This window comes from Fibrobacter sp. UWB3 (assembly GCF_002210405.1).
Taxonomy (GTDB): domain Bacteria; phylum Fibrobacterota; class Fibrobacteria; order Fibrobacterales; family Fibrobacteraceae; genus Fibrobacter.
In genome coordinates, this window is sequence record NZ_MWQJ01000002.1 from 410,303 (window position 1) to 433,343 (window position 23,041).

17 protein-coding genes are annotated in these 23,041 nt (G+C 49.0%); 5 read left to right on the forward strand and 12 right to left on the reverse strand.

Annotated features, from left to right (window positions below; translation table 11 throughout):
• Positions 1-5 precede the first annotated feature (5 nt).
• The 5 genes from B7991_RS04275 to B7991_RS04295 all read right to left on the reverse strand — a co-directional run bounded on the left by B7991_RS04275 (position 6) and on the right by B7991_RS04295 (position 4,318).
• Positions 6-740 carry an IMP cyclohydrolase gene (locus tag B7991_RS04275; RefSeq protein WP_074208352.1) on the reverse strand — a complete coding sequence of 245 codons (735 nt, stop codon included), beginning with the start codon at positions 738-740 and terminating at the stop codon, positions 6-8.
• 43 nt (positions 741-783) lie between these two features.
• On the reverse strand, positions 784-1,107 hold the full coding sequence (locus B7991_RS04280) for a hypothetical protein (RefSeq protein WP_254917838.1): 324 nt from the start codon (positions 1,105-1,107) through the stop codon (positions 784-786).
• Between the two features lie 89 nt (positions 1,108-1,196).
• On the reverse strand, positions 1,197-2,654 hold the full coding sequence (gene gatB, locus B7991_RS04285) for an Asp-tRNA(Asn)/Glu-tRNA(Gln) amidotransferase subunit GatB (RefSeq protein ID WP_088629738.1): 1,458 nt from the start codon (positions 2,652-2,654) through the stop codon (positions 1,197-1,199).
• Positions 2,655-2,805: 151 nt separating this feature from the next.
• Positions 2,806-3,255, reverse strand: coding sequence for a hypothetical protein (locus tag B7991_RS04290; protein WP_088629739.1), 450 nt, complete (start codon positions 3,253-3,255; stop codon positions 2,806-2,808).
• Entirely contained in the window at positions 3,248-4,318 is a 1,071-nt protein-coding gene (locus tag B7991_RS04295) for a hypothetical protein (protein WP_088629767.1), read from the reverse strand. Before B7991_RS04295 ends, B7991_RS04290 begins: the two co-directional genes overlap by 8 nt.
• Positions 4,319-4,447: 129 nt before the next feature.
• Here B7991_RS04295 and B7991_RS04300 point away from each other — a divergent pair, with 129 nt between their 5' ends.
• On the forward strand, positions 4,448-6,070 hold the full coding sequence (locus B7991_RS04300) for a hypothetical protein (RefSeq protein ID WP_088629740.1): 1,623 nt from the start codon (positions 4,448-4,450) through the stop codon (positions 6,068-6,070).
• Between the two features lie 225 nt (positions 6,071-6,295).
• Here the strand turns inward: B7991_RS04300 and B7991_RS04305 are convergent, their stop codons facing one another.
• Positions 6,296-6,493 carry a hypothetical protein gene (locus B7991_RS04305; protein ID WP_088629741.1) on the reverse strand — a complete coding sequence of 66 codons (198 nt, stop codon included), beginning with the start codon at positions 6,491-6,493 and terminating at the stop codon, positions 6,296-6,298.
• Positions 6,494-6,634: 141 nt separating this feature from the next.
• On the opposite strand from B7991_RS04305, the gene B7991_RS04310 reads away from it, so the two are divergent.
• A complete protein-coding gene (locus tag B7991_RS04310) occupies positions 6,635-7,363 on the forward strand; it encodes a TatD family hydrolase (protein WP_088629742.1) in 729 nt (242 codons plus the stop codon).
• Here B7991_RS04310 and mfd read toward each other — a convergent pair.
• Positions 7,328-10,726, reverse strand: coding sequence for a transcription-repair coupling factor (gene mfd, locus B7991_RS04315; protein ID WP_088629743.1), 3,399 nt, complete (start codon positions 10,724-10,726; stop codon positions 7,328-7,330). The genes B7991_RS04310 and mfd overlap by 36 nt on opposite strands.
• 148 nt (positions 10,727-10,874) lie before the next feature.
• Between mfd and B7991_RS04320 the strand changes: the two genes are divergently transcribed.
• Positions 10,875-12,377, forward strand: coding sequence for a RimK family protein (locus B7991_RS04320; RefSeq protein WP_088629744.1), 1,503 nt, complete (start codon positions 10,875-10,877; stop codon positions 12,375-12,377).
• A 9-nt stretch (positions 12,378-12,386) separates the two neighbouring features.
• Positions 12,387-13,688: a glutamate-cysteine ligase family protein gene (locus B7991_RS04325; RefSeq protein WP_088629745.1), complete on the forward strand. Its 1,302-nt coding sequence runs from the start codon at positions 12,387-12,389 to the stop codon at positions 13,686-13,688.
• A gap of 6 nt (positions 13,689-13,694) precedes the next feature.
• Here B7991_RS04325 and B7991_RS04330 read toward each other — a convergent pair whose 3' ends face one another.
• From B7991_RS04330 to B7991_RS04350, 5 genes are all read right to left on the reverse strand, one after another.
• Positions 13,695-14,567 (reverse strand): TIGR02172 family protein, encoded by an 873-nt coding sequence (locus tag B7991_RS04330; RefSeq protein ID WP_254917839.1) that lies wholly within the window; start codon positions 14,565-14,567, stop codon positions 13,695-13,697.
• A gap of 372 nt (positions 14,568-14,939) precedes the next feature.
• The gene (purB, locus tag B7991_RS04335) at positions 14,940-16,382 is read right to left on the reverse strand and encodes an adenylosuccinate lyase (RefSeq protein ID WP_085490310.1); all 1,443 of its coding nucleotides are present in this window, start codon (positions 16,380-16,382) and stop codon (positions 14,940-14,942) included.
• Between the two features lie 56 nt (positions 16,383-16,438).
• Positions 16,439-18,283 carry a S8 family serine peptidase gene (locus B7991_RS04340; protein WP_088629747.1) on the reverse strand — a complete coding sequence of 615 codons (1,845 nt, stop codon included), beginning with the start codon at positions 18,281-18,283 and terminating at the stop codon, positions 16,439-16,441.
• Positions 18,284-18,533: 250 nt separating this feature from the next.
• Positions 18,534-20,117, reverse strand: coding sequence for a bifunctional UDP-sugar hydrolase/5'-nucleotidase (locus B7991_RS04345; RefSeq protein ID WP_088629748.1), 1,584 nt, complete (start codon positions 20,115-20,117; stop codon positions 18,534-18,536).
• A gap of 32 nt (positions 20,118-20,149) precedes the next feature.
• Positions 20,150-20,671, reverse strand: a complete 522-nt coding sequence (locus tag B7991_RS04350) for a nitroreductase family protein (protein WP_088629749.1) — start codon at positions 20,669-20,671, stop codon at positions 20,150-20,152.
• 211 nt (positions 20,672-20,882) lie between these two features.
• Between B7991_RS04350 and metG the strand changes: the two genes are divergently transcribed.
• Entirely contained in the window at positions 20,883-22,955 is a 2,073-nt protein-coding gene (gene metG / locus B7991_RS04355) for a methionine--tRNA ligase (RefSeq protein ID WP_088629750.1), read from the forward strand.
• Positions 22,956-23,041 lie beyond the last annotated feature (86 nt).

The following is a 23,041-nucleotide window of genomic DNA, read 5'->3' on the forward strand; positions in this document are numbered from 1 at the left end:
ATCAACTAAACGTTCTTATTCACGATAATCGTCTTAGCTTCGAAGGTTTCGCGATCAATCCACTTGACCATCAAGGAGACCTTGTTGTCTGCATTGAGAGCGTCCCAGTAAGCCTTGAGCGTTTCTTCAGCAGTATTGAAAATCGGCATGAGTTTCGGAAAACCGTTGAAAGACGGAATCGGCTTGCCATCAGTTTCATACGTGCTGATGAAGTGACCAAGACCCGGGAGAGCCTTTTCGAATTCAAACGTCATGCGTTCGCAGCCAGCGTCTTCGCTGTTGTTACGGCTCTTGAGGATGGAGAGCTTGTAAATAGCCGGTTCAGCATTCTTGTAATGAATACCGGAAATACGCGGCGTGAAGTTCGGAGCATCGTCTTCGTACTGGCGAGTGCGGAGAGCGCTTTCGAACGTACCACCAAGCTTGATGGCGTTGTAAATCGTGTCCGTCTGGTCGCCGTTCGTGATGATCTGCACGTCTTTCGTGTGGCGAGCCGGATAGTAAATGATGAGGTGCGGGTCTGTGAGCTTGGATTCATCGAAAGCCTTGGTCTTCATAAAACCTGTATCGGCTTCGATTTCAAACACGCGGTTGCGGCTGTTCACGCTGCGGCCCATGATCCAGTAAACCTGCACGTAGGACTTGCCATCGGCGCTTGTGCCAAGCACGATGCCACGGCCCGGATACGGGTTCTTGGAGAGGTCGTTGAAATTCTGTTTTGCTTCTTCTGTATAGTTCATATTGATTTCGGCGTGCCAGCGGCACTTTGTTGTAGGTTTAAACTTATCTCTTCGGGTTGTAATTGTTCATCAGGACCATCGCGAGGGCAACGCAGAACATCACTACGCTGCCAACAACGACCTGTTGCCTATGGTCATAATCACGCTTGACGTAAGTCGGATTTTCTTCGTTAAGTTCCTGCAAGGTCGGGCCTTTGGCGAGAGTCGCAGAATCAACACCGAAGACCTTTTCCTTTTGCTCTTCGGTCATGTTCAACGTGCTGACATAGGAACTGTCCGAACGGTCCATCTTTGCAATGGCAGAGGTCGGGAAAGAAAGAAAGAGTGCAAACAAAACCACGAGCAACAAACTGCCGTGGTTTGCCACGCCCCCACTTCGACTACGCTCAGTGACCTTGGGCTCGCAATGACGCTTTCTCGAATTCGAAAAAAACACTCTTTCGTCTCTCGTCTAAACTAGCCTTCCTTAGCGAGCTTGTCGAGAATCTGGTTCACGAGACCCGGGTTAGCCTTGCCGCCGGACTTGCGCATTGTCATACCCACGAGGAAGCCCTTGAGTGCGACCTTGCCTGCCTTGAATTCAGCGAACTGAGCGGCGTTAGCGGCGCAGACTTCGCGGACCACAGCTTCGATAGCGGCGGTGTCGGTCACCTGCACGAGGCCCTTTTCCTTCACGATGACTTCAGGATCTTTGCCCGTTTCGAACATTTCGGCAAACACGGTCTTTGCAATTTTACCATTGATGGTGTTGTCTGCAATGAGGTTCACGAGTGTGCAAAGCTGTTCCGGCTTGATCTTGAGAGCGGAGAGACCGCCTTCCACGTCCTTGAGCTTGGCGAGGAGTTCCGTGATGACCCAGTTCGCAAGCACCTTGCCGTTCTTGCAGTTCTTGGCGGCGGTGTCGTACCATTCGCTCACATCGCGGTCTTCGGTCAGCACCTGAGCGTCATATTCAGAAACGCCGAAGTCATTCATGAAGCGTTCGCGGCGTGCATCCGGCAGTTCCGGAAGGGTGCGGCGGATTTCTTCAACGAAAGCAGGGTCAGTCACGAGGCGGACCATATCCGGTTCCGGGAAGTACTTGTAGTCGTGAGCATCTTCCTTGGAGCGAATCACAATCGTCTTGTCGGCGTTGGGATCATAACGCTTGGTGCACTGTTCAACTTCCTTGCCTGCATCGAGCGTCGATGCCTGGAGGTTCATTTCGCAGTAGAGAGCCTTTTCGAGGTTCGTGAAGCTGTTCAAGTTCTTGATTTCAGCACGGATACCGAACGGAGCGTCTTCAGATGCACGGAGAGAAATGTTACCGTCGCAGCGCATGTTGCCGTTTTCCATGTTGGCGTTAGAAACGCGTGTGTATTCAAGCGTCTGCTTGATCTTCTTCAAGACGAGCACGGCTTCTTCCGGGCTACGGATGTCCGGTTCAGTCACGATTTCGCAAAGCGGCGTACCGCAGCGGTTGGCGTCAAAATGGCTTTGGGACGGGCTCATGTCGTGGATGAGCTTACCGGCGTCTTCTTCCATGTGGATACGGGTAATGCCCACGCGCTTCTTGGTGCCATCGGCCTTCACGATTTCGAGCCAGCCGTTCTTGCAAATCGGATGGTCATACACCGGAAGTCCACCCGTCTGCGTGATCTGGTAACCCTTCGGAAGGTCCGGGTAGAAGTAGTTCTTACGAGTCCACATGGCGTTCAAATCAATTTCGCAATTGAGAGCGAGGCCCAAGCGAATAGCGTATTCCACAGCCTTCTTATTCGGCACCGGCATGGCACCCGGCATACCGAGGCAAACAGGGCAAACGTGCTTGTTCGGGCTTGTGTTCACTTCAATTTCGCAGCCACAGAACATCTTTGTCTTAGTGGCGAGCTGGCAATGGATTTCGAGACCAATAACAGGACAGTAATTAGACATGTTAAACTCCAATAAATTTTACGCGGAAAAGATAGTTTTTTAGACGAAAGACAAGAGACGAAAGACGAAAGATATCTTTAAAAACAGTCCTTCTTTTGATCAAAGCGAAGCGTGCTCAAAGCACTAAAGGTGCGAGCCCATACCCCGTAGCCTAAATTTCGTCGAGCGTTACCACGAGCGCATCGGTATCGTCGCGGAAGTTTGCACATTCCGTGAGGATGCAGTCGGCGCCGTTCACAAAAGCAGTCGCCAAGCGCAAAGATTCCGCCTCGGTCAGCTTGTGGTTCGTACGAGCTGCGGCTGCATAAAGTTCTGCCGCCTTGAGCGACACATCGGCATTAACTTCGCAAAGGCGCACGTTCGCAGACTTCTCGAAAAATTCGCGGTACTGCCTTGCCAGCACACCATCGTTTGCTCCATACGCCTTCTTGCAAATTTCAAACAAAGTCACAGACGAAACCAAGACCTGCACATTGTTCTCGTACACGCCATCGAGCACTCCCGAAACAATCGGGTAATAGTCCGGGTGCATCTGCAAAAGCCTAACGAGTGGCCCCGAATCCAAAAACAAAATGCGGCTTTGATCAATCGACTTAATCATCTTCTTTGACCGGTTCGTAAATTTCCATGTAAGCGGCATCGTGGCGCTGCCCAGAACGCATCATCTTGAAGCGGCCTGCGCGCGGATAGAAATACCAGTTCATCCATTCACCGCTCATGTCGGTGCGCTTGGTCTTGATGGCAATCGGCTTTTCGCCCATAAAGTAGTCGCGCTTGTGCGGAATTACGCGTTCCATGGCGCGGTACGTATGCACCGTACTCCCCGCCTTGCGTTCAATCGTCCCATGACCATCCTTGCTCCAGGTGATGTTCACAATACCGTGTTCATCTTTCAGCGGTTCGCATGTGTCATAACCGCTCGCACACCAGAGATATTTCGGATAAGAGAAACTATAGGAATCTAAATTAAACGTTTCGACGATGCGATTGTTGCCCTTGAACGTCGGATAGTTACCCGCAAGCGTATATTCACCGGCATTATAAGATTCGCAGCCATGCTGGGCCACACGCACTACGCGGTTAAACACATCCACACCCACGGCACATCCTTCTTCTTTGTAGACAAAACGTGCATGGCCATTAATGTTTTTCTTTTCGAGGTTGCCCATTTCGATTTCGGCGACGTTATCGTCCTTGCCGTTTTGCACGATAATGTTAAAGCGGCTAGCATTGCTCGGCGAACTCTTGAGCACAACGCGTCCCGTTTCAGAGACATATTCTCCGCTCAAGTCTGCATATTCCTGCATAAAGCGGTCCAGTTCCGAGCGCTTGACCCACACATCGCCAAACTTGCAATTCACCGGTACATAACGTGGCGGAGCCTTTGGTTCCACTTCTTCGTAAGTGACAACCCTTTGCTTTTTGGTAACGGTCTTGTATTTTCCGTTTTTCCCGCGCACCTTTTCTTGAACATCTACAAAGCTTTCATGTTCAATTCTGTCCTTCGGAATCGGGAGTTCCTTGATGGCATCCGAAGACATCAAATATCCGAGAGGACGATTTTCGTCTATATTCCCATCAATTTTCTTATAGACATTAATTTTCATTTGGGCGAACGCACTCGCCGTTAAAACAACCAACACCGCCAACAAAATTTTTTTCAAAACAATCACCTCTTTTGGATATTTAAATTAGATTATTGGGGGCTTTATATGTAGTAAAAAAAAGATTAAGATTTTTTTACTAACATTTAATCGAGTATTTAAACCCGGATTTATACCAAGGAGATCCAAATGAAGAAAATGTTTCTTGCAACTTGCTTGCTCGCAGCATCCGTATTTGCAGCACCCAGTGCAGAAGATGTAAAGGCTGTAACCGAAAAGCCGGCAGTAGAAGCAAAGACTGCTGTAACCAAGGCAAAGACTGCAACAACAAAGAAGAAGGCTAAGGCAAAGGCCAAGGTCGAAAAGGCTGCAGACAACGCCAAGGCTACCGCCGCCGCAGCGGACACCAAGGCTCAGGAAGCCGCAAAGGCAACAGAAGCAGCCAAGGCTGAAGCCGCTGATGCAAAGACCGAAGCCAAAGCTGCTGTAGCAGAAAAGGCTCAGGCCGCCGATGCTAAAGCACAAGAAACAAACAAGGCTGTAGAAGCTAAGGCCGAAGCCGCAAAGACTGAAGCCGCCGCTGCCGAAGTCAAGGCAGAAGCTGCTGTTGCAGAACAAGCTCAGGCCGCCGATGCTAAAGCTCAAGAAGCAAACAAGGCTGTAGAAGCCAAGGCCGAAGCCGCAAAGACTGAAGCCGCTCCGGTTGCCGAAGTCAAGGCCCCGGCAGAACCTGTTGCAGAAGCCAAGGCTCAGGAAGCAGCTCCGGCAGTCCAGGTTTCAACTGCTGTAGAAGCAACGTCTGAACCGGCCGCAACGGAACCAGCCTCCACCGCAGGTCGTAAGAAAAAGAAGATGATCGAAAACGCAGTATTCACTGTAAACGAAATTGATTTCGACATCAACGCAGACTTCGAACTCGAAGCAGGCAAGGTTTTCTGGACATCTGAAAGCGATGAAAATTCGGATAACCTCGAAACTTGGAACGGTAAAGCCAACCTCGCTATCCTCGCCGAAACGAACAACTTCAAGGGCAAACTTGCTGTTGCTTTCTATCCGACCGATTTGAGGGACGACAATGCAAAGGGTGAAACTGGCGCTGCCGAAGATTACTTCACACTCGATGAAGCATGGGCTTACCAGGGCAACAACTGGTTCAGTTTCAAGGTCGGTCGCTGGGACAATACAGATAAGAACGGCGATTACTTCGGTGGCTACATCGATGGTTACCTGAACGGCTTCCTTTCTACGCAGGATCCGGAAAACCAGTTTGAATTCGGTTTCGTCCCGACTGAAAACATGGACATCGCCCTTTCCTTTATCAGCAAGTCTACCCACCTCAACAAGGGTGACCTCCGCCTCGTGTTCAACTTCCACGACCTCCCGAGCCTCGAACTTCTCGAATTCCAGCTCGGCTACCGCAGCAACGTTTTCGACAAAGTTCACGATAGCGACGCCAAGATCAAGCACAACGCATCTTTGAAGGTTCGTGCACCGATTATCCCGAACTTCTTTACGGCATTCGGTGAAGCCGCTCTCTTGGATATTTCTGACGACCTCGCTGTTCCGTTTACGCTTGGCGTTGAATTCAACTTCAAGACCGTTGACCGCGTCATTCTCGAAGCAGAATGCCTCAGCAACCGCAGAAAGCACGGTTACTTTGAAGGCAATCCGAAGCATGTCAGAGCTCTTCTCGGCGCAATCTATGTCGAAAAGGCTCTTACAGACCGCTTCTCTCTCTCTGCTGGCTATCACAGCTACGGTGCAACCAAGGACTTTATGCTCTCCGGCAACTTGGTGGGTCGTATAAACTAAGGAGACCGCTCGGTCCTTTCGCTAACCAAGACTCCGTCAGGACCTCGCTCTCGCAATCGCCCTCGGTTAATACCGAGGGCTTTTTGCTCACTGAAGACTGCTTGGTTCTTTTGTTTATACAAAAAATCCTGCGAGAACATCGCAGGATTTTTTCATATAAAGCCAAAAGCAAACGAAGGTTGCGAGCTCTCAGCTAAAAAGTCGCCTAGGCGACCGCGCCCACAACTAGAAGCCTTTGCGTTCCAAGTCGAGCAAAAGCGCCTGGAGGGAATCTTCGACCGAAGCACGGAAGCTATTCGATCCAAGGCTGCAACTTGCAACGACTTCGTTACCGGAAGAAATTCGAATGACATCAAAGCCATTTTCAGATGTAAAGCAGACAGTCAATCCTTTATTCAGAGCTTTTTCGAGTAAATCGCGCATAGCGACTCCTTTAATGAGGTGATCAAAAAACTTGGGTTGGCGCACCAACAAACTTAAACTAGGCTTTTTTGCCCCAAAAAACAAGCAAATAATTTTGTTTTTCTTTAAATTCTTTGTATTTTAAAGGCATAGGGGGCTATTATGTTCGATTTTCACATTCATTTGGCTCGATTACCCCAAAAAAAGCAACTTACGCAGTTGCTATTAGACCGCAATTACGACTTTATTGCGGTTTCTTGTGAACCCTGGGAATGGGAAGAAGTAGCCCAGCTGAAAAAGGAATTTTCGACAGAATTCAAGCCTTTTAAGGTGACATACGGGTTACACCCCATGATTGCAACGCAAGTAACGGAAAAAATGCTTGCGGATTTACGAAAACACCTCGAAGAGGATCCGCTCGCCATGGTTGGCGAAGCGGGCATCGACAAGCGCTATCCGGGCTATAACGACGGCACCCAAGACCAGATTTTTTTGGTGCAGGCCGGACTTGCTTTAGAACTCAAGCGGGATTTGCAAATACACTGCGTTGGGGACTATATGCACATGTTGAAACTTCTGGAAGAAGCTGGTTTTAAGGTTTCGCAAGGACAAGATGCGCCGTCACGAGAAGCACCACGCCCGATTTTCCACCGTTTTGGCGGGGATGCAAATTTTGTGAAAAAAGCCCTCCCCTATGGAGCGCTCTTTTCACTGCACGAAGATAGTTTCCGCAAAAAATCAACCGCAGCCGCTATCAAGCTCATTCCCGAAAGCAACGTGTTCTTCGAGACTGACGCCGATGAATCGTTCCTAGAACCTGCGGAACTTCTTGAAGAACTTGAAGGTCGCCTGGAATCAGTTCGGTTCGCCTACGCCAAGTGCCGTGAGTAACGGATCCGCCGACCTGACGGTTGCCGCCTGAACTTGAATATTTGCGAACGCTCGGAACACGTCGAGCGTTTTTTTTGCCATTTCCACGGGAGTCCCGCGCCCGACCTCGAAAACAGCCTGTAACGGCGACATTCCCAAATAACGCATACAGCATGTGCAAAGGCTGCTGATTTCGCCAAGCACGCGCGGGTCCGGCGACGGCGTTTCTGCAAATGTCGCAACAATGACACCCTTGCGGAGCGCAAGCCCCTGGATGCGCAAGCGGCCCGCCAAAAGTCCAAGTTCGGTCACGAGCAAAAGCATCTTTGCCGGTGTCGGCACTGGGCCAAAGCGGTCCTGCAATTCGCTTTCGATGTTCTGTACATCCGCCTGCGATGTAATGCGAGCAATGCGCTGGTACAACGAGATTCTCGTAAGCCCGTCTTCCACGTAATCTTCGGGGAGGTACGCATCCACGCCGATTTCCACACGCGGCTGAATTGGCTTTTCAAAAGCGCCACCGCGCAGCATTTCGACCGCTTCACGCACCAAGCGCACATACGTTTCAAAGCCGACTTCGGCAATAAAACCATGTTGTTCTTGACCGAGCAAGTTGCCCGCACCGCGAATTTCAAGGTCGCGCATCGCAAGCTGGTAACCGCTACCGAGGTCAGTAAACTGCTCCAAAGCCTTGAGGCGGCGCATGGATTCCTGCGAGATTTCACCGCGCTGCGGAATGACAAGGAACGCCTTTGCCAAGACGCTGCTACGGCCCACGCGGCCACGCATCTGGTAAAGCTGGCTAATGCCAAAATGGTGCGCGTTCATGATGATAATCGTGTTCGCGTTCGGCACGTCCAAGCCCGATTCGATGATGCTTGTGCTCACGAGAATATCGAACTTGCGCGAAAGGAAAGCGTCCATCACACATTCAAGCTCGTGATCTTCCATCTGACCATGGGCCACAGCGACTTTCGCTTCGGAAGCCATCGCTTCGATATCTTCGGCGAGCTTCGTAATCGTTTGCACGCGGTCATTCACCACAAACACCTGGCCGCCACGAGCGAGTTCATCGAGAATGGCGTTCTTCAAGACTTCGTCATCGCGCTGCATCAGCTTGGTTTCGACCGGCAAGCGATTGATGGGCGGCGTATTGATGAGCGAAATATCGCGAACGCCCGTCATGCTCAAGTGCAGCGATCGCGGAATCGGCGTGGCACTCATGCTGAGCGTATCTACAGCAAGGCGGAGCTGGCGCAATTTTTCCTTTTGCTTCACGCCGAACTTTTGTTCTTCGTCAATAATCAAAAGTCCGAGATCCTTGAATTCGCTCTTGTTCGATAACAGCGCATGCGTTCCGATGACGATGTTCACGGAACCGTCTGCAATTTGCTTGAAGATTTCCTTCTTTTCTTTGGCGCTCTTGTAGCGGTTCATCAAGGCGATGTTGACCGGATAAGCGGCAAAGCGTTCGCAGAAGTTTTCGTAATGCTGCGCCGCAAGAATCGTTGTCGGCACGAGAATAGCGACCTGCTTGTTGGAGGCCACACACTTGAACGCCGCACGCATGGCAACTTCGGTTTTTCCAAAGCCCACGTCACCGCAAATGAGGCGGTCCATCGGGCGACGGCTTTCCATATCGCGCTTGATGTCGGCCGTAGCGCGGAGCTGGTCTGGCGTCGGATCGTATTCGAACGATTCCTCGAATTCCTTCTGCATGTTGCCATCGGGCGGGAAACCGAAACCTTCGACGAGTTCGCGTTTCGCATAAAGTTCCACAAGGTCTCGCGCAATCTTGATGACCTTTTCCTTGACGCGCTTCTTGATGTTTTCCCAAGTCTTGCTGCCGAGGCGGTCGAGTTTCGTTTCCACATCGTCCGAGCGGTCGAGGCGTTCAATCTTTTGCAAGTCCGACACGGGGAACTTCAAGCGGTCGCCGCCATCGTATTCCAGCAATGCGCAATCGACCATACCACCGTTGACTTCCACGCGGACAAGCCCCAAGTAGCGACCAATACCGTGGTCTTCGTGCGCCACCAGGTCACCGCGATTCAGCGATTCCACCATCAACGCATTCGTCACCGAGCCCGCAATCTTGTGCTTACGAGCCTTGTTCGCATGGCGGTTTAGAATTCTCGATTCCGTGAGAAACGCCACATTATCGTCTTCGAGCCAAAAGCCTTCGCTCAAGTTTCCGATAAAATAATCTTCGACCGGCAAGCCATCAAAAATTTCACGCAAGCGGTTCACGCCGCCAAGCGTCTGCGCCATCACATAAACGCGACCGCCCTTGTCGTAAAATTCCTCAATTTCTTTTGCAACCGCATCCGTACCATTCGAGGTAAAATCTTGCGGACGCATGTGCATTTCGTGCCAGTTGCCGTCATCCACCTTGACACGAGTCATGTCAAGCGATGCACGACCTACAAACAAACGTGAAAGCTCACCAATCTTGAACCAAAGTTCGTTCGGCGGAGATATCCCTGCATCTGTCACTCGGGCTTCGTCATAAGCACCGCGGAATGCACCATACATCTTTGAAGCCGTTTCCGAAAGCAACGAAAGTTCCTCGAATACAAGCGACGCACGTGGCATGTAATCCAGGAGGCTTGCCACCAAGCGCTGGTGATTCGGACGATGCCACCACAGCGATTCTTTGGAACATTCCTCGCCCGCCATCACCGATTCCGGCACCGTAAATTCCCCCATCGGGAAGAACTCGATATGCGTCATCTGCTCCAGCGAACGCTGCGAGAAAATATCGAACGCTCGGATAGATTCAATCTCGTCGCCATAAAATTCAATACGAATCGGGTGCGGATAAAGCAAGCAGTTCACATCGACAATGCAACCGCGAATCGAAAACTCGCCCACGCCGCTCACCATCGGCTGTTCTACAAAGCCATGGTCCAAGAACCACGGGCGCAAAGACGAAGGCTCCAGTTGGTCGCCCACGCGGAGCGAACGCACCTGACGCATAATTTCGCCCGGCTCCGGGAGTTTCATCAAGAACGCATCAAGCGGACAAACGACAACAAACGGCTTTTCAGTATGCGAAACATCGCGGAAGAACTTCAGACGTTCTTCAAGCACACCCTCGAACGGCACCTTGATTTCGTAGGGTTTCAAGCCGAGCGACGGGAAAAAGCGAACAAACTCCTCGCCCACCATACTTTCGAGATTCTCTACCCAGACTTCGGCACTGCGGTAATCTTTCGCAATCACCAGAATGTTCTGCGGACTTTTCAAGAAACGGTTCGCAACCATCATCGAGGCAAGCGGAACCGACGCCCCATTGACGTGAATGGCCTCGTTATCAGCATTTTCAAAAAGCGAAATCGCAGGGAACGAATTTTCTTGAAGGAATTCCGAAATTGTGAGCATAGAGGGAAATGTAGAAAAAATCTCCCTTTTCCTCGCCTCGCTTTACATTTCTTGAAATATTGAGCTATCTTTATATCGTCAAAAAGCAAAGAGGTTTTTGGCACGCACGACGCAACTTCGACATGAAGACGCCACACGTGCAGATATTATGAAAAAGATAATTGTAGTGAACACTCCAAAGAATTGGAAGTTTCACATTCCCGAAGCCGAAATTGTCTCGGCAAAAGACTACCTTACTAATCCAGAATTTACAACTCAGAAAAACGTTCGCGTTTTCAACTTGTGCAAGGACTACAGCTACCAGAGCAAGGGCTATTATGTAAGCCTGCTTGCCGAAGCGCGCGGTCACAAGGTCATCCCGAATGTCAAGAACATCCGCGATTTCAAGGCCCCAGCAGTCGTAAAAATCATCAGCGATGAAATTGACGAGCTGATCCAGAAGAGCCTTCACAAGCTGACCGGCACAGAATTCGTGCTTTCCATTTACTTTGGGCAAAACGTCAGCGCGCAATACCTAGAACTTTCGCAGGCACTTTACCGCGTTTTCCAGGCACCGCTCCTGCGTGCAAAATTTGTTTTCAAGCAAAAATGGTTCATCCAGTCCATCCGCCCGATTAGCGTTGACGAAATTCCCGAAACGCACAAGGAAATGGTCGATCAGTTCGCCATTGAATATTTCCAGAAAGACCGCTATGTCTCCCCCAAGACGGAAGACTACGTGTATGACCTCGGCATTTTAACGAATCCTGAAGAAGTGGAACCGCCGAGCAACAAGGAAGCGATTCAGCTCTTTATCGAAGCCGCACAAGATACGGGTTTCCGCGTGGAAATGATTACCAAGACGGACTACCACCGCGTTGGCGAATTCGATGCCATTTTCATTCGCGAAACGACGAACGTCAACCACCACACATACGCATTTGCACGCCGCGCCCAGAGCGAAGGCATCGCCGTCATTGACGATCCCGACAGTATTTTACGTTGTTCCAACAAAGTTTATTTGCAAGAACTGATGACGGTCGGAAAGATTCCGGCACCGAAGACGATTATTGCCCACAGCGAAAACCGACACACGCTCGCCAAGGAAATCGGATTCCCGATGGTCATCAAGACGCCGGATTCGAGCTTCAGCATGGGCGTCAAAAAGGCAAACAACAAGGAAGAACTTGAAAAAATTCTCGACACGATGTTTGAGCATAGCGACTTGCTCATCGCTCAAGAATTTACGCCCACGGAATTTGACTGGAGAATCGGCATTCTCGACGGAAAGCCGCTCTTTGCTTGCAAATACTACATGGCAAAGGACCACTGGCAAATATACAACTGGGATAGCAAGGATAAAAACGCTGTTTGTGGCAAATGGGATTGCCTCCCGATTGAAAGCGTTCCTCACGGCATCGTGAAAACGGCCCTCCGCGTCGCAAGCCTTATCGGTAACGGGCTTTACGGCGTAGACCTCAAGGAAATCAACGGTCACCCGGTCGTGATTGAAGTGAACGACAACCCGAGTATCGACCACGGAATCGAAGATCAAGTTGGCAAAAAGAAGATTTATCTCGCCATCATGAGAAGCCTGCGCCACCGCATCGAGGACCGCCAAAACGCAGCACAACAGAAAGTGCTCCAACACGAAAGGGATATGTTTTTATAGGGGGCAATCATGAGCAACTACAAACTTTGGGAACGCTTCGGCGTTGAAATGGAATTCATGATTGTCGATCGCGACACGCTCAACGTGCTGCCTCGCGCCGATGTTCCGCTCGGAAAAGATAAAGACGGCAATCAGCTTTCGGACATTGAATACGACGATATCGGACTTTCGAACGAGCTCGTAAGCCATGTGTTGGAATTCAAGTGCGCACACCCAAAATCCACATTTGACGGACTCGGCAAGCGATTCTTCCACGAGATTCGCCGTGCAAACAAGAAGCTCGAAAAGATCAACGCGATGCTTTTGCCGAGCGCCTGCCATCCGTTCATGGACCCGGCAGAAATGCAACTTTGGCCGTACGATTGCCTCGACATTTACCAAACTTACGACCGCATTTTCAACTGCAAAGGCCACGGCTGGGCAAACCTACAAAGTACACACCTGAACCTTTCTTTTGACGGTGACGAAGAATTTGGCGAGCTTCACGCAGCAATTCGCTTGCTGTTGCCGCTGATTCCAGCCATTGCCGCAAGCAGCCCGTATCTCGACGGCAAATACACCGGCTATCGTGATGCCCGCATCGAAGTTTACCGCCACAATCAGGACAAAGTCCCTGAAATCACGGGCCAAGTCATCCCGGAACAGGCGTACAGCTATGACGAATACAACAAGATGATTTTCGACAAGGTAAAGAAAGCTATCGCGCCTTACGATACCGAACACTTGCTCAATCATTTCTTCTTGAATAGCCGTGGAGCCATCGCCCGTTTTGACCGCGGGGCTATCGAAATACGCCTTGTCGATATTCAGGAATGCCCAAACGCCGATATCGCCATTGTAGAGCTTGAAATAGCAACACTTAAGGCGATTGTGAATGGCAAGTTCGCGGCATCTCGCGAAAACGCATCCGCCGTAAATCCCGTACCACACACGCTCAAGGAATACCGCGAATTCTTGCGTAACTTCGACACGACACGCCTCGCCGAACTCCTCGCCAAGACCACAAAGGACGCCGAGAACGCAGTCATCGACTGGCCAGAATTTCTCGCTGTATTTGGCATGGATTCCGCGAACACTCCTGCCGCCCCGATTACCGCCGGCGACCTCTGGAAGCACATCTACAGCGTCGTGAAAAACGACCTCACCGAAGTCTCGCAAAGCTTTATGGAGAAAATGCTCAAACGCGGAACGCTTTCCAGCGCCCTCTACAAAGCGCTCGGCGACGCCCCCGCCCACGAAGCTTTTGTCACGGAATACAAAAAACTAGCCGATTGCCTTGCACACAACCGGCTCTATGGAATTAACGAGTAAAATCGCTTACAATCCCAAGTCTTTTCTAGCTACCTGGAAATTCATTTCCAGGTATTTTAAATTTGCATCTTCGGCCATCAAATGCTCAAAGTCAAGAATCGGGAACAATACATACGGCTTGACGCGAGTATCCACCGCCGCCAATTTCTCCGGAGTATCTGCACCAAAGTAATACTTCGCAAACACGTCCCAGCACTTGCGCATCATCGCCGCATTCATGTAGTGGGCAGCCAGCAAATAATCATCCGGCAGGTAATGGCAGAAATAGAAATAACAACCTAAATCGAAAAGCGGGTTACCGCAGGCAAACTCGCCCAAATCGATAAAGTACGCGCCATTGTCATTGACAATTAAGTTGCCCGTCTGCATATCGCCATGAACGCAACGAGAAACCTTTGGCGTTTCCTTGATGAGGTTACGCGCAAATTCCTTGACATTCTCAGGGAACATCTTCGATTCTTCGATCAAGCGCGAATACTTTTCCTCCGCATCTTGGAACGTGCCAGGAATACACGACGTAGAATGCAGCTTTTTGCAATGCTCTGCAAAAACCTTGATGTATTCCTCAAGATGTTCGGGATTTTCGCCCACACATTTCGAAATCGAGCGTTTCCCCACGATGCGTTCGTAAATCAGGCCCAAACGACCATCCTGTTCGACAATATCGCCCACATGCGGCGTCGGGATTCCAAGTGAAACCACTTTCCGGCAAATATCCTGCTCGCGAAGCAATTCCTCCTTCGTCGAGCAAAAACCCGGAAAACCCAATTTCAACATCCATTTGCCATCCAGACTGTTGTAGTTCTCGGAATTGTGACGATTGCTGAACATCGTCCATTGTGATAAGTCAATTTTCTCCATAATGGTAAAATACACCATTTTATTGGAGAAATCACAAAAAAAATCGCTTTTTTCAAAAGTGAACAAAATCACACCGTGATGGAATTCACATTAAAAAACACGCAAAACTAAATATATTTTCGTCATCCAAAAAGGAAAGGAGGGTGTATATGGAACCGCATAATCGCAGTAACGAAGGCGATGATTATATTCCGCCATTCAAGCCGTAACATCATTTAGTTACAATGCAAAAAACGAGCCCGCAAGGACTCGTTTTTTTGCCATCAAAATCGTATTAATAACAATCAATTTGTCTTAGTGCCTAGCGAGACAAAGAATCCGCGACCGAAGGCGTACAAGTCGTACGTCGAGAGTCGCGGTGATGCCGTATCGCGACGGCAATAAGGCAAATTAAACCTTCAATTCGCCGGCGTCGATGTTAGCCCAGTCCTTCACAGCTTCGATAGCCGGGCGGACTTCTTCGGTCACAAACTTCACGACCTGTCCCGGAGCGCGCCCCACGAACTTGCGCAGGTCGAGGATTTCCTTGAGCTTAGCTTCGGTGATGCCGAGTTTCTGGAACTTTTCGTTCTTCAAAACGCGTTCGAGCAAGTCATTGTCCTTGCCCTGTTCCTTCACAACCTTGCCAGCTTCCATGGACATCACGCGGATTTCTTCGTGGAGTTCCTGACGGTCGCCGCCATTCTTCACGCCTTCCATGATGATGTTTTCGGTAGCCATGAATGGGAGTTCAGCCATGATGCGCTTTTCGATGACCTTCGGATAAACGACGAGACCGTTAGTGACGTTTTCAGCGATGATGAGCATAGCGTCCATAGCGAGGAATGCTTCAGGAATTGCCAAGCGCTTGTTCGCACTGTCGTCGAGCGTACGTTCGAACCACTGCGTTGCCTGCGTGAAGGCGGTGCTGTTGACCTGAGCCATCACGAAACGAGCGAGAGAGCAAATGCGTTCGCTGCGCATCGGGTTACGCTTGTATGCCATGGCAGAGGAACCAATCTGAGTCTTTTCGAACGGTTCTTCGACTTCCTTCACGCCCTGCATGAGGCGCATGTCGGTGGCGAACTTGTGCAAACTCTGAGCGATGGAGCTGAGCACCTGGTTCACGCGGTTGTCCCACTTACGAGTGTAGGTTTGGCCGGTGATGGTGAGCACGCGCTTGAAGCCTGCCTTGGCGGTCACGCGGCGGTCGAGTTCCATAATCTTTTCTTCGTCGCCGTTGAACAGGTCCATGAAGCTGGCCTGCGTACCGGTGGTGCCCTTCACGCCGCGGAACGGAAGCACTTCGATGAGGAAGTTCAATTCTTCGAGGTCGATGAGCATGTCCTGAAGCCAGAGGCAAGCGCGCTTACCCACAGTCGTGAGCTGGGCAGCCTGGAAGTGCGTTGCACCGAGCTGGGCCATGTCCTTGTATTCCATAGCAAACTTGGAAAGCTTGTCCATCACGCGGCAAAGACGCTTGCGCACGAGGATCATAGCCTGCTGCATCTGGATAAGGTCTGTGTTATCGCCGACGAAAGCAGACGTTGCACCCAGGTGGATGATGCCCTTAGCCTTCGGGCACTGCACGCCGTAAGCGTAAACATGGCTCATCACGTCGTGACGGCGGCGCTTTTCTTCTTCTTCGGCAACTTCGAAGTTGATGTCCTTTTCGTGAGCCTTCAATTCATCGACTTGCTCCTGCGTAATCGGGAGGCCGAGCTCCATTTCGGATTCGGCGAGGTAAATCCACAGCTTGCGCCAAGTCTGGAACTTGTACTGCGGGCTGAAGATGAAACTCATTTCCTTGGAAGCATAGCGCTTGATGAGCGGGCTTTCGAATTGATCACGCATAAAAAATGTCCTTGTTAAATTTAACAAGGACAAATATAGAAAACGAGTTAAACGATTTAATGAACTTCTAAGAGATTATATCCCAAAAGCACGCGACCATAGTCGTTACGCTTTCTTTTTATAATAATCGTTAATTTTTTGTTCGATTTCGGCTTGATTTCAACAAATTCGAAAGGATTTGATTCAGATGCCGATTTTCCAAGCGTTTTTCCATCTTGCCATACTTCAAGATTAATATCCTGCGGAAGACGTCCATTTTCAAGCACATAGGATCCACTAGACAACCATGCTATAGCAATACGATATGTCTTTGTAGGATCAATATCAATCTCATCAAAACGAATTTCACCATTGCTATTAAAAAAGTCTCCTTTATTTCCATTCCAAAAGCGAGAACGATTATATTGAGCCATAGCACGACCATCAGGAACACCCATAGCAACTTTAAACTTTTCGTTATCCTTATCATGTTGTGCAGCATCCTTTATCGGAATAATACTTGAAGTAATCAAGAGTGCTTTCACCACTTCCGGATGCCACCTATAAAATGGAAATTTATCTAACAAATGAGCGACTAATGCAGTAATAAAAGGTGTTGCAGAACTCGTTTGTCTAAAAAAAGGATCCAATTTTGCCGACGTTCCTTTTACAACTTTATCAACTTTAAATATATCTGCTTTAGGGAAAAACAAATCGGCAAAACTAGCAATCTCTGGTTTAACATATTCTAATCCAGAATTTGGATAAGAATCATTAGAATCAAAACGCGGATTTTTCCAGCTAGAACTTCGATCGTATGTAAAGTCATTATGAACCGCCCCAACAGATACGACATTAACCCCTCTAGCATATGGAGTTATTTGATTATTTAAAAACAATCCCTCATTACCAGCACTTGCAATTTCTATAGTTCTTGTATGATAAACAAAATCATCTATGAAACTACTTCTCTGATTATCATAAACACCGACACCATTACCATAAGAATGATTCCCTATATAAATCTTAGGAACTTTATCATAACCGTCGATAGGTAGGGCAACAGGTATTTGAGAAGACGTACAAGATGTTGTCAAACCATAAAGAGTCGCTTTAGGCACAATTGACTTTATTGTTCTAGCAACTTTCGCACCATGAACAATTTGATCGGGATAACTTGTATTGCAATTTGCCACCAATTTATAATCAATGCCAAAACTAGAAGAAGGCAGATTGTTTTCAGTAAAAGATATACCAATATTCACCCCTTTTTTTGCAGAAAAAAGGTATTTATAATAATTTGAATTTGTCACAACTGTGGCATAATTCAAAAAATCATAATGTTCTTCTGTACGACAAGGGTCACTCGAATTTATTACATATTTAGAACACTCAACAAACAAATCCGTGCTATAAGAATCATTTCCATAACTTTCGCCTGTTATTTTTGTAATGGAAACACCACTATATTCTTTTGATTTAGATGACAATGTATCTACAATATACTTATAACCATTTTTATAAAAATCTTTAAATGCATTTCTCGGTGCGTCACGATCTTCAATATCTTGGATAAGACTCAAATATTGTGCTTCAGTGTAATCTACGGTGTCCAAGACATATTTTTTTACCATAGTCCCTTTAGTATTAGCCCTATATTCAAAAAATCCTTGATGTGGCTCTATAGAAACTGTATTCGGATTTGGTGAATTTTCCCCTTCTTTCGCCAAAGCCATTGATTTCGTCGTTTTCACATACGCCTGTGGCGTATTCCGAACTTTAGAATTATGGCGACCAAGCACATCTGTTTTGGCATCGATTACATTAAGTTCCGCCGAAGAAACAGCAACAGACCGTTCCGCAGCCACAGCATTCACGGCAAGAACAATCCACATCAAAAGCAAAATTTTGCTATTAAACATTTCAACATCCTTTATGGAATATTTTACCAATCTCAATTTAGAGATTGAGTAAAGAAATAATACTCACAAGAATGCTATTTTGTCAAGAATACCTTTAACAAATAAATGTAAAATAAATTAAAAAAATTATTTTACCACAAATAGCCCCTGCGGTTTGCGATAAACTTCAAGAATTTAGTCACGTTTTATTCATTTTGCCTTTTTAGACCAATATACTATAGTTTCAACAAGCTATTTTGTCAAAAAAAATCTACAGAATATTTTTCACCGCAATCCTCCCTTGCGGCTTTCGGTAAGCTTCGGGGATTTCGTCGCCCAAACTTTTCAAGAATTTCACCATCGCTTCATCATCGGTCATCACCTTATCCATAATGATTTCACTTCCGCGGAAGGCTGTAATTTCACCGCCCTCATACGCCACATAAGACGACAATCCGACCGTATAGAGAGCATCCTCGTCAATAGCGACAAAGCCGTTTTCAGTCTCTACCTGCACATTTTCAATGCGTACTTGCGCAGCTCCGCCACCATTTTTCGCATCCACAACAACCGTATAGCGGAGTCCCGAGACGTGCAAGAATCCGCCGGATTCCTCAGGCAATTTCGAAGCGCCTTGTGCAAGCGCCTCCTTAATTTGGCGCCCAGTCGCACGAATCAAGCAGATGCCATTTCCAAAAGGCATCACGTTCAAAATGTCTTGATATTTCACAGAGCCCGCAGGAATCGTCACGCGGACACTCCCGCCATTTTCGATTCCAATTTGCGCCCCCACAGAGAAACGCATGGCATCGGCCGCCAAGTCGCCCAAGTTCGTTTCGCCTTTGCGAACCAAGCGTTTTCCATCATCGCCATTAATTGTCAATTCAAATTTCGTATTCGAGACAACTTTCTGCAAATCGGCGGCAGTCAATGCAAGCAAGCTATCGTAAACAGCAGCAACTTTACGGTTCACCGCAACGACGCCATCCATCGGAATCAACCGAGAATGAAATTTTCCATGGCGAGTTATATCCAGCACCCCGACATTCTGGAATTTCGTTCCCGTCTGCGAAACAAGAACGCTGTCGCCATTGGCGTTTGCAATAAACTCTTCGCCAACAACACTATGCGAATGCCCGTCCAGCACAGCGTCAATCCCCGTCGTTTTCTGAACAACTTCAACAGAACTCACCGGCGGCACAAGCCCCAAGTGCGAAAGCAAAATCACGTAATCTGCGCCTGCTTTACGCGCATCATCAACCGCCGACTGCACTAAATTGAAAATTTCCTTTGTAGGAATATCGTACAAAGTCTTTAGCGATTCATCCGTAAATGCATAAGACTCCCCCACTAGAGTTTGTGGTGTCAGCACTCCGACAAAAGCAATTTTCTTGGAGCCAATCTGCTTTAGAATGTAAGGCTTAAACAGCGGCGTCAAAGTTCCTTTCTGCACAAGGTTCGCACAAACGATTGCTGCGTTCATGGAGTCCGAAAGTTCCATCAAGCGAGAAATCTTATAATCAAATTCATGGTTACCAAGCGTCACGACATCGTAACCGACAGCATTCATGAGCGCTACAACATAGCCGCCACGCGAAATACTCCCCATTGCACCACCCTGCAAAAAGTCGCCGGACGAAACAGTCAAGACATCAGCCGTATCAGCAATTGCATCGCGAAGACCCGCAAATTTTGCATAGCCGTCCATATTGCAATGGACATCGTTTTCGTAAACGACAACGACGCTCCGAGGCAAAGCCAAAGCATTCGAACGACCTTCAACTTGAGGCAGTTTCCCCGAACAAGAAAACACACCAAAAATGACCAAAGGCAACAAGTACTTTAGCTTTTTCATAACCCCTCTATAATTGCGTTTTTTTAGCCGTATTAAAGTTTTTCGGCAAATTCATTCATCGGCTTGCGCACGTCATGACGTGGTGACGGCACACCGTTCTGCGGGTCGGCATAGCCAATGTCCAAAAGGCAAGCAAGCTTGATGTTCGGTTCAAAACCAAATTCATGTTCAATGTGAGCAGCATTGAAACCACGAGCCCAAAGAGTTGCAAGCCCGAGGTCGGTCGCCTGCATCATCATCGAAGTCGCGACAATGCTAGAATCCATGATGCCACTCTTAAAGCTATCCATGTACGTTGTCGGAGTGTAAACCTTATTGTCATCATAGCAGACCATAAGCACCACAGGAGCGTTATATGCCATACGCGTGATGCCACGAATTTTCTTGAGCGCTTCGGGCGACTGGAGAACCTTGATAAACACCGGTTGACCGTTTACGGCTGTCGGAGCGATACGGCCCGCTTCGAGCACCTGCATCAATTTTTCGGGTTCAACATCCTGCGTGCTAAAAGCACGGCAACTATAACGATTTCTTGCCAAATCAATAAATGACATAAGTACCTCTTTTTTATGAAATATAAGCATTTTTATTATATTTGCATCCCTTCGGGATGCATTTAGTACGGCTCGACCATGTCAAAGTAACAAGTTACTTTGACGTCTACGACGTCCGTGGCTTCAGCTAGAAAATGCAAAAACAAGTTTTTGCGCTTTCTAGCTTTGCGCACTTTTGCCGCGGCACTCGCCTTTTACTAAATTTGCAGTCATGAAAAAATTTTACGTCACCACTCCGATTTATTATGTCAATGATGCCCCGCATATCGGGCATTCCTACACGACCGTTCTTGCTGATATCCTTACCCGCTTCCACAAGATCATCGGCTACCAGACATTCTTCTTGACCGGTACCGACGAACACGGCCAGAAGGTGCAGCGCGCCGCTGCCAAGCGTAACGTGACTCCGCAGGAACACGTGGACGAATACTACCACCGCTTCGAAGACCTCTGGAAGAAGATGAACATCCAGAACGACTTTTTCATCCGCACGACGATGCCGGAACACAAGGCTTTTGTGCAGGAATGTTTGCAGAAGCTCTGGGACAAGGGTGAAATTTACTCGAAGGAATACGAAGGCTGGTACTCCGTTGGCGAAGAACGCTTCTTCAGCGAAGACGAACTCGACGAAAACAAGTGCGATCCGATCAGCCACCGCCCGGTGGAATGGCTCAAGGAAAAGAACTACTTCTTCAAGATGGGTTCTTACCAGCAGAAGTTGATTGACTTCTTGGAAAGCCATAAGGACTGGATTGTGCCGGACTACCGCTGGAACGAAATCCGCGGATTCCTCCGCCAGCCGCTGAACGACCTCTGCATCAGCCGTCCGAAGATCCGCCTCAGCTGGGGCATTCCGCTGCCGTTCGACCCGGACTACGTGACTTACGTCTGGTTTGACGCTCTCCTCAACTACGTGAGCGCCTCCACCGCCTTCCACAAAACCTATGCAGATGGCTCTCCGATTTGGCCCGCCTCTTACCACCTCATCGGTAAGGACATTTTGACGACTCATAGCGTCTATTGGCCGACCATGCTCATGGCACTCGACATTCCGCTCCCGCAGCACATCCTCGCCCACGGCTGGTGGCTCGTGAACGGTGGCGAAAAGATGAGTAAGTCCGCAGGCAACGTCGTGAACCCGATGGACTACATGGAAAAGTACGGCATCGACGCCTTCCGCTACTTCCTCGCTCGAGAAATGGTTGTCGGTCAAGACGCGAACTTCACGCACGAAGGCTTTGTCCGCCGCATCAACAGCGACCTTGCTAACGACCTCGGTAACGTTTTGAACCGCGTCCACCGCTTGGTGCTCACGAACTTCGGAGGCGTACTCCCGGCTCCGAACGCTCTCGACGATGCAGCCAACGAAGTGATTACGATTGCAAACCGCGTCCGCACAAACGTGATGGAATGGGTTCCGCAGGTCAAGCTCTCCCAAGTCGTCGAAGAAATCATGACGCTCGTCCGCAGCGTGAACCGCTACCTTGAAATCAAGGCTCCGTGGAAGCTCGCCAAGGACGAATCCAAGAAGGACGAACTCGCAACCGTGCTTTACATTTCTGCTGAAGCCGTGCGTCTCTCACTCAGCATGCTCTGGCCGGTCATCCCGGGCAAGAGCGAAGAAGGTCTCGCCATGATCGGTAGCAAGTTTACCGACCAGAACGACCTCGTGTGGGGCATCCTCAAGGGGGGCGAAAAGTTTGGCGAAGGCAAGCCGCTCTTCCCGCGCATTGAAGAAGAAGTCAAGAAGGCTGAACCGCAGCAGGCCAAGCCGAAGCAGAACAAGCCGCTTATGGCTGCTGACGTTCCGGCCGCTATGGACCTCCGTGTTGCACAAATTAAGGAAGTTGCCGACCACCCGGATGCAAGTAGCTTGTACGTACTCAAAGTCGATGCAGGCGAAGGTGAACTCCGCACGATTTGCAGCGGCCTCAAGAGCAGCTACCAGGCAAACGAACTCCAGGACCGCAAGATTCTCTTGTTCGCAAACTTGAAACCGAGCGCCCTCCGTGGCATCATGAGCCAGGGCATGCTCTTTGCAGGCGACCTCGAACCGGAAACGCACAAGTGCAGACTCGTGAGCGTCCCGGAAGACGCCAAGCCGGGTGACCGTGCTTTGTTCAAGGGTGTTACCCCGAGCGAACCGCGCGAGCTCAAGGTCAAGGACTTCGAAAAGATTGCCCTTACCGCAAAGGGTGGCGCCGTGTTCTGTGACGCGCTCGCTCTTGAAGTGAACGGCAAGCCTGTGACCTGCGATGTCGCTGACGGCGCCGGAATTCACTAGTTAATAGAAAGAACGAAAGAGAGCCCGCCAATGAACTGAACCCAAAAAGTTGGACAGTTTAAAGTTAGGATAAAACAGTATTATGA

Excerpts from the sequence above, each read along its gene's own strand:
- B7991_RS04275 (WP_074208352.1), bottom strand. The coding sequence starts at position 740 with ATGAACTATACAGAAGAAGCAAAACAGAATTTCAACGACCTCTCCAAG.
- gatB (WP_088629738.1), bottom strand. The coding sequence starts at position 2,654 with ATGTCTAATTACTGTCCTGTTATTGGTCTCGAAATCCATTGCCAGCTC.
- B7991_RS04290 (WP_088629739.1), bottom strand. The coding sequence starts at position 3,255 with ATGATTAAGTCGATTGATCAAAGCCGCATTTTGTTTTTGGATTCGGGG.
- B7991_RS04300 (WP_088629740.1), top strand. The coding sequence starts at position 4,448 with ATGAAGAAAATGTTTCTTGCAACTTGCTTGCTCGCAGCATCCGTATTT.
- B7991_RS04305 (WP_088629741.1), bottom strand. The coding sequence starts at position 6,493 with ATGCGCGATTTACTCGAAAAAGCTCTGAATAAAGGATTGACTGTCTGC.
- B7991_RS04310 (WP_088629742.1), top strand. The coding sequence starts at position 6,635 with ATGTTCGATTTTCACATTCATTTGGCTCGATTACCCCAAAAAAAGCAA.
- mfd (WP_088629743.1), bottom strand. The coding sequence starts at position 10,726 with ATGCTCACAATTTCGGAATTCCTTCAAGAAAATTCGTTCCCTGCGATT.
- B7991_RS04320 (WP_088629744.1), top strand. The coding sequence starts at position 10,875 with ATGAAAAAGATAATTGTAGTGAACACTCCAAAGAATTGGAAGTTTCAC.
- B7991_RS04325 (WP_088629745.1), top strand. The coding sequence starts at position 12,387 with ATGAGCAACTACAAACTTTGGGAACGCTTCGGCGTTGAAATGGAATTC.
- B7991_RS04330 (WP_254917839.1), bottom strand. The coding sequence starts at position 14,567 with ATGGTGTATTTTACCATTATGGAGAAAATTGACTTATCACAATGGACG.
- purB (WP_085490310.1), bottom strand. The coding sequence starts at position 16,382 with ATGCGTGATCAATTCGAAAGCCCGCTCATCAAGCGCTATGCTTCCAAG.
- B7991_RS04340 (WP_088629747.1), bottom strand. The coding sequence starts at position 18,283 with ATGTTTAATAGCAAAATTTTGCTTTTGATGTGGATTGTTCTTGCCGTG.
- B7991_RS04345 (WP_088629748.1), bottom strand. The coding sequence starts at position 20,117 with ATGAAAAAGCTAAAGTACTTGTTGCCTTTGGTCATTTTTGGTGTGTTT.
- B7991_RS04350 (WP_088629749.1), bottom strand. The coding sequence starts at position 20,671 with ATGTCATTTATTGATTTGGCAAGAAATCGTTATAGTTGCCGTGCTTTT.
- metG (WP_088629750.1), top strand. The coding sequence starts at position 20,883 with ATGAAAAAATTTTACGTCACCACTCCGATTTATTATGTCAATGATGCC.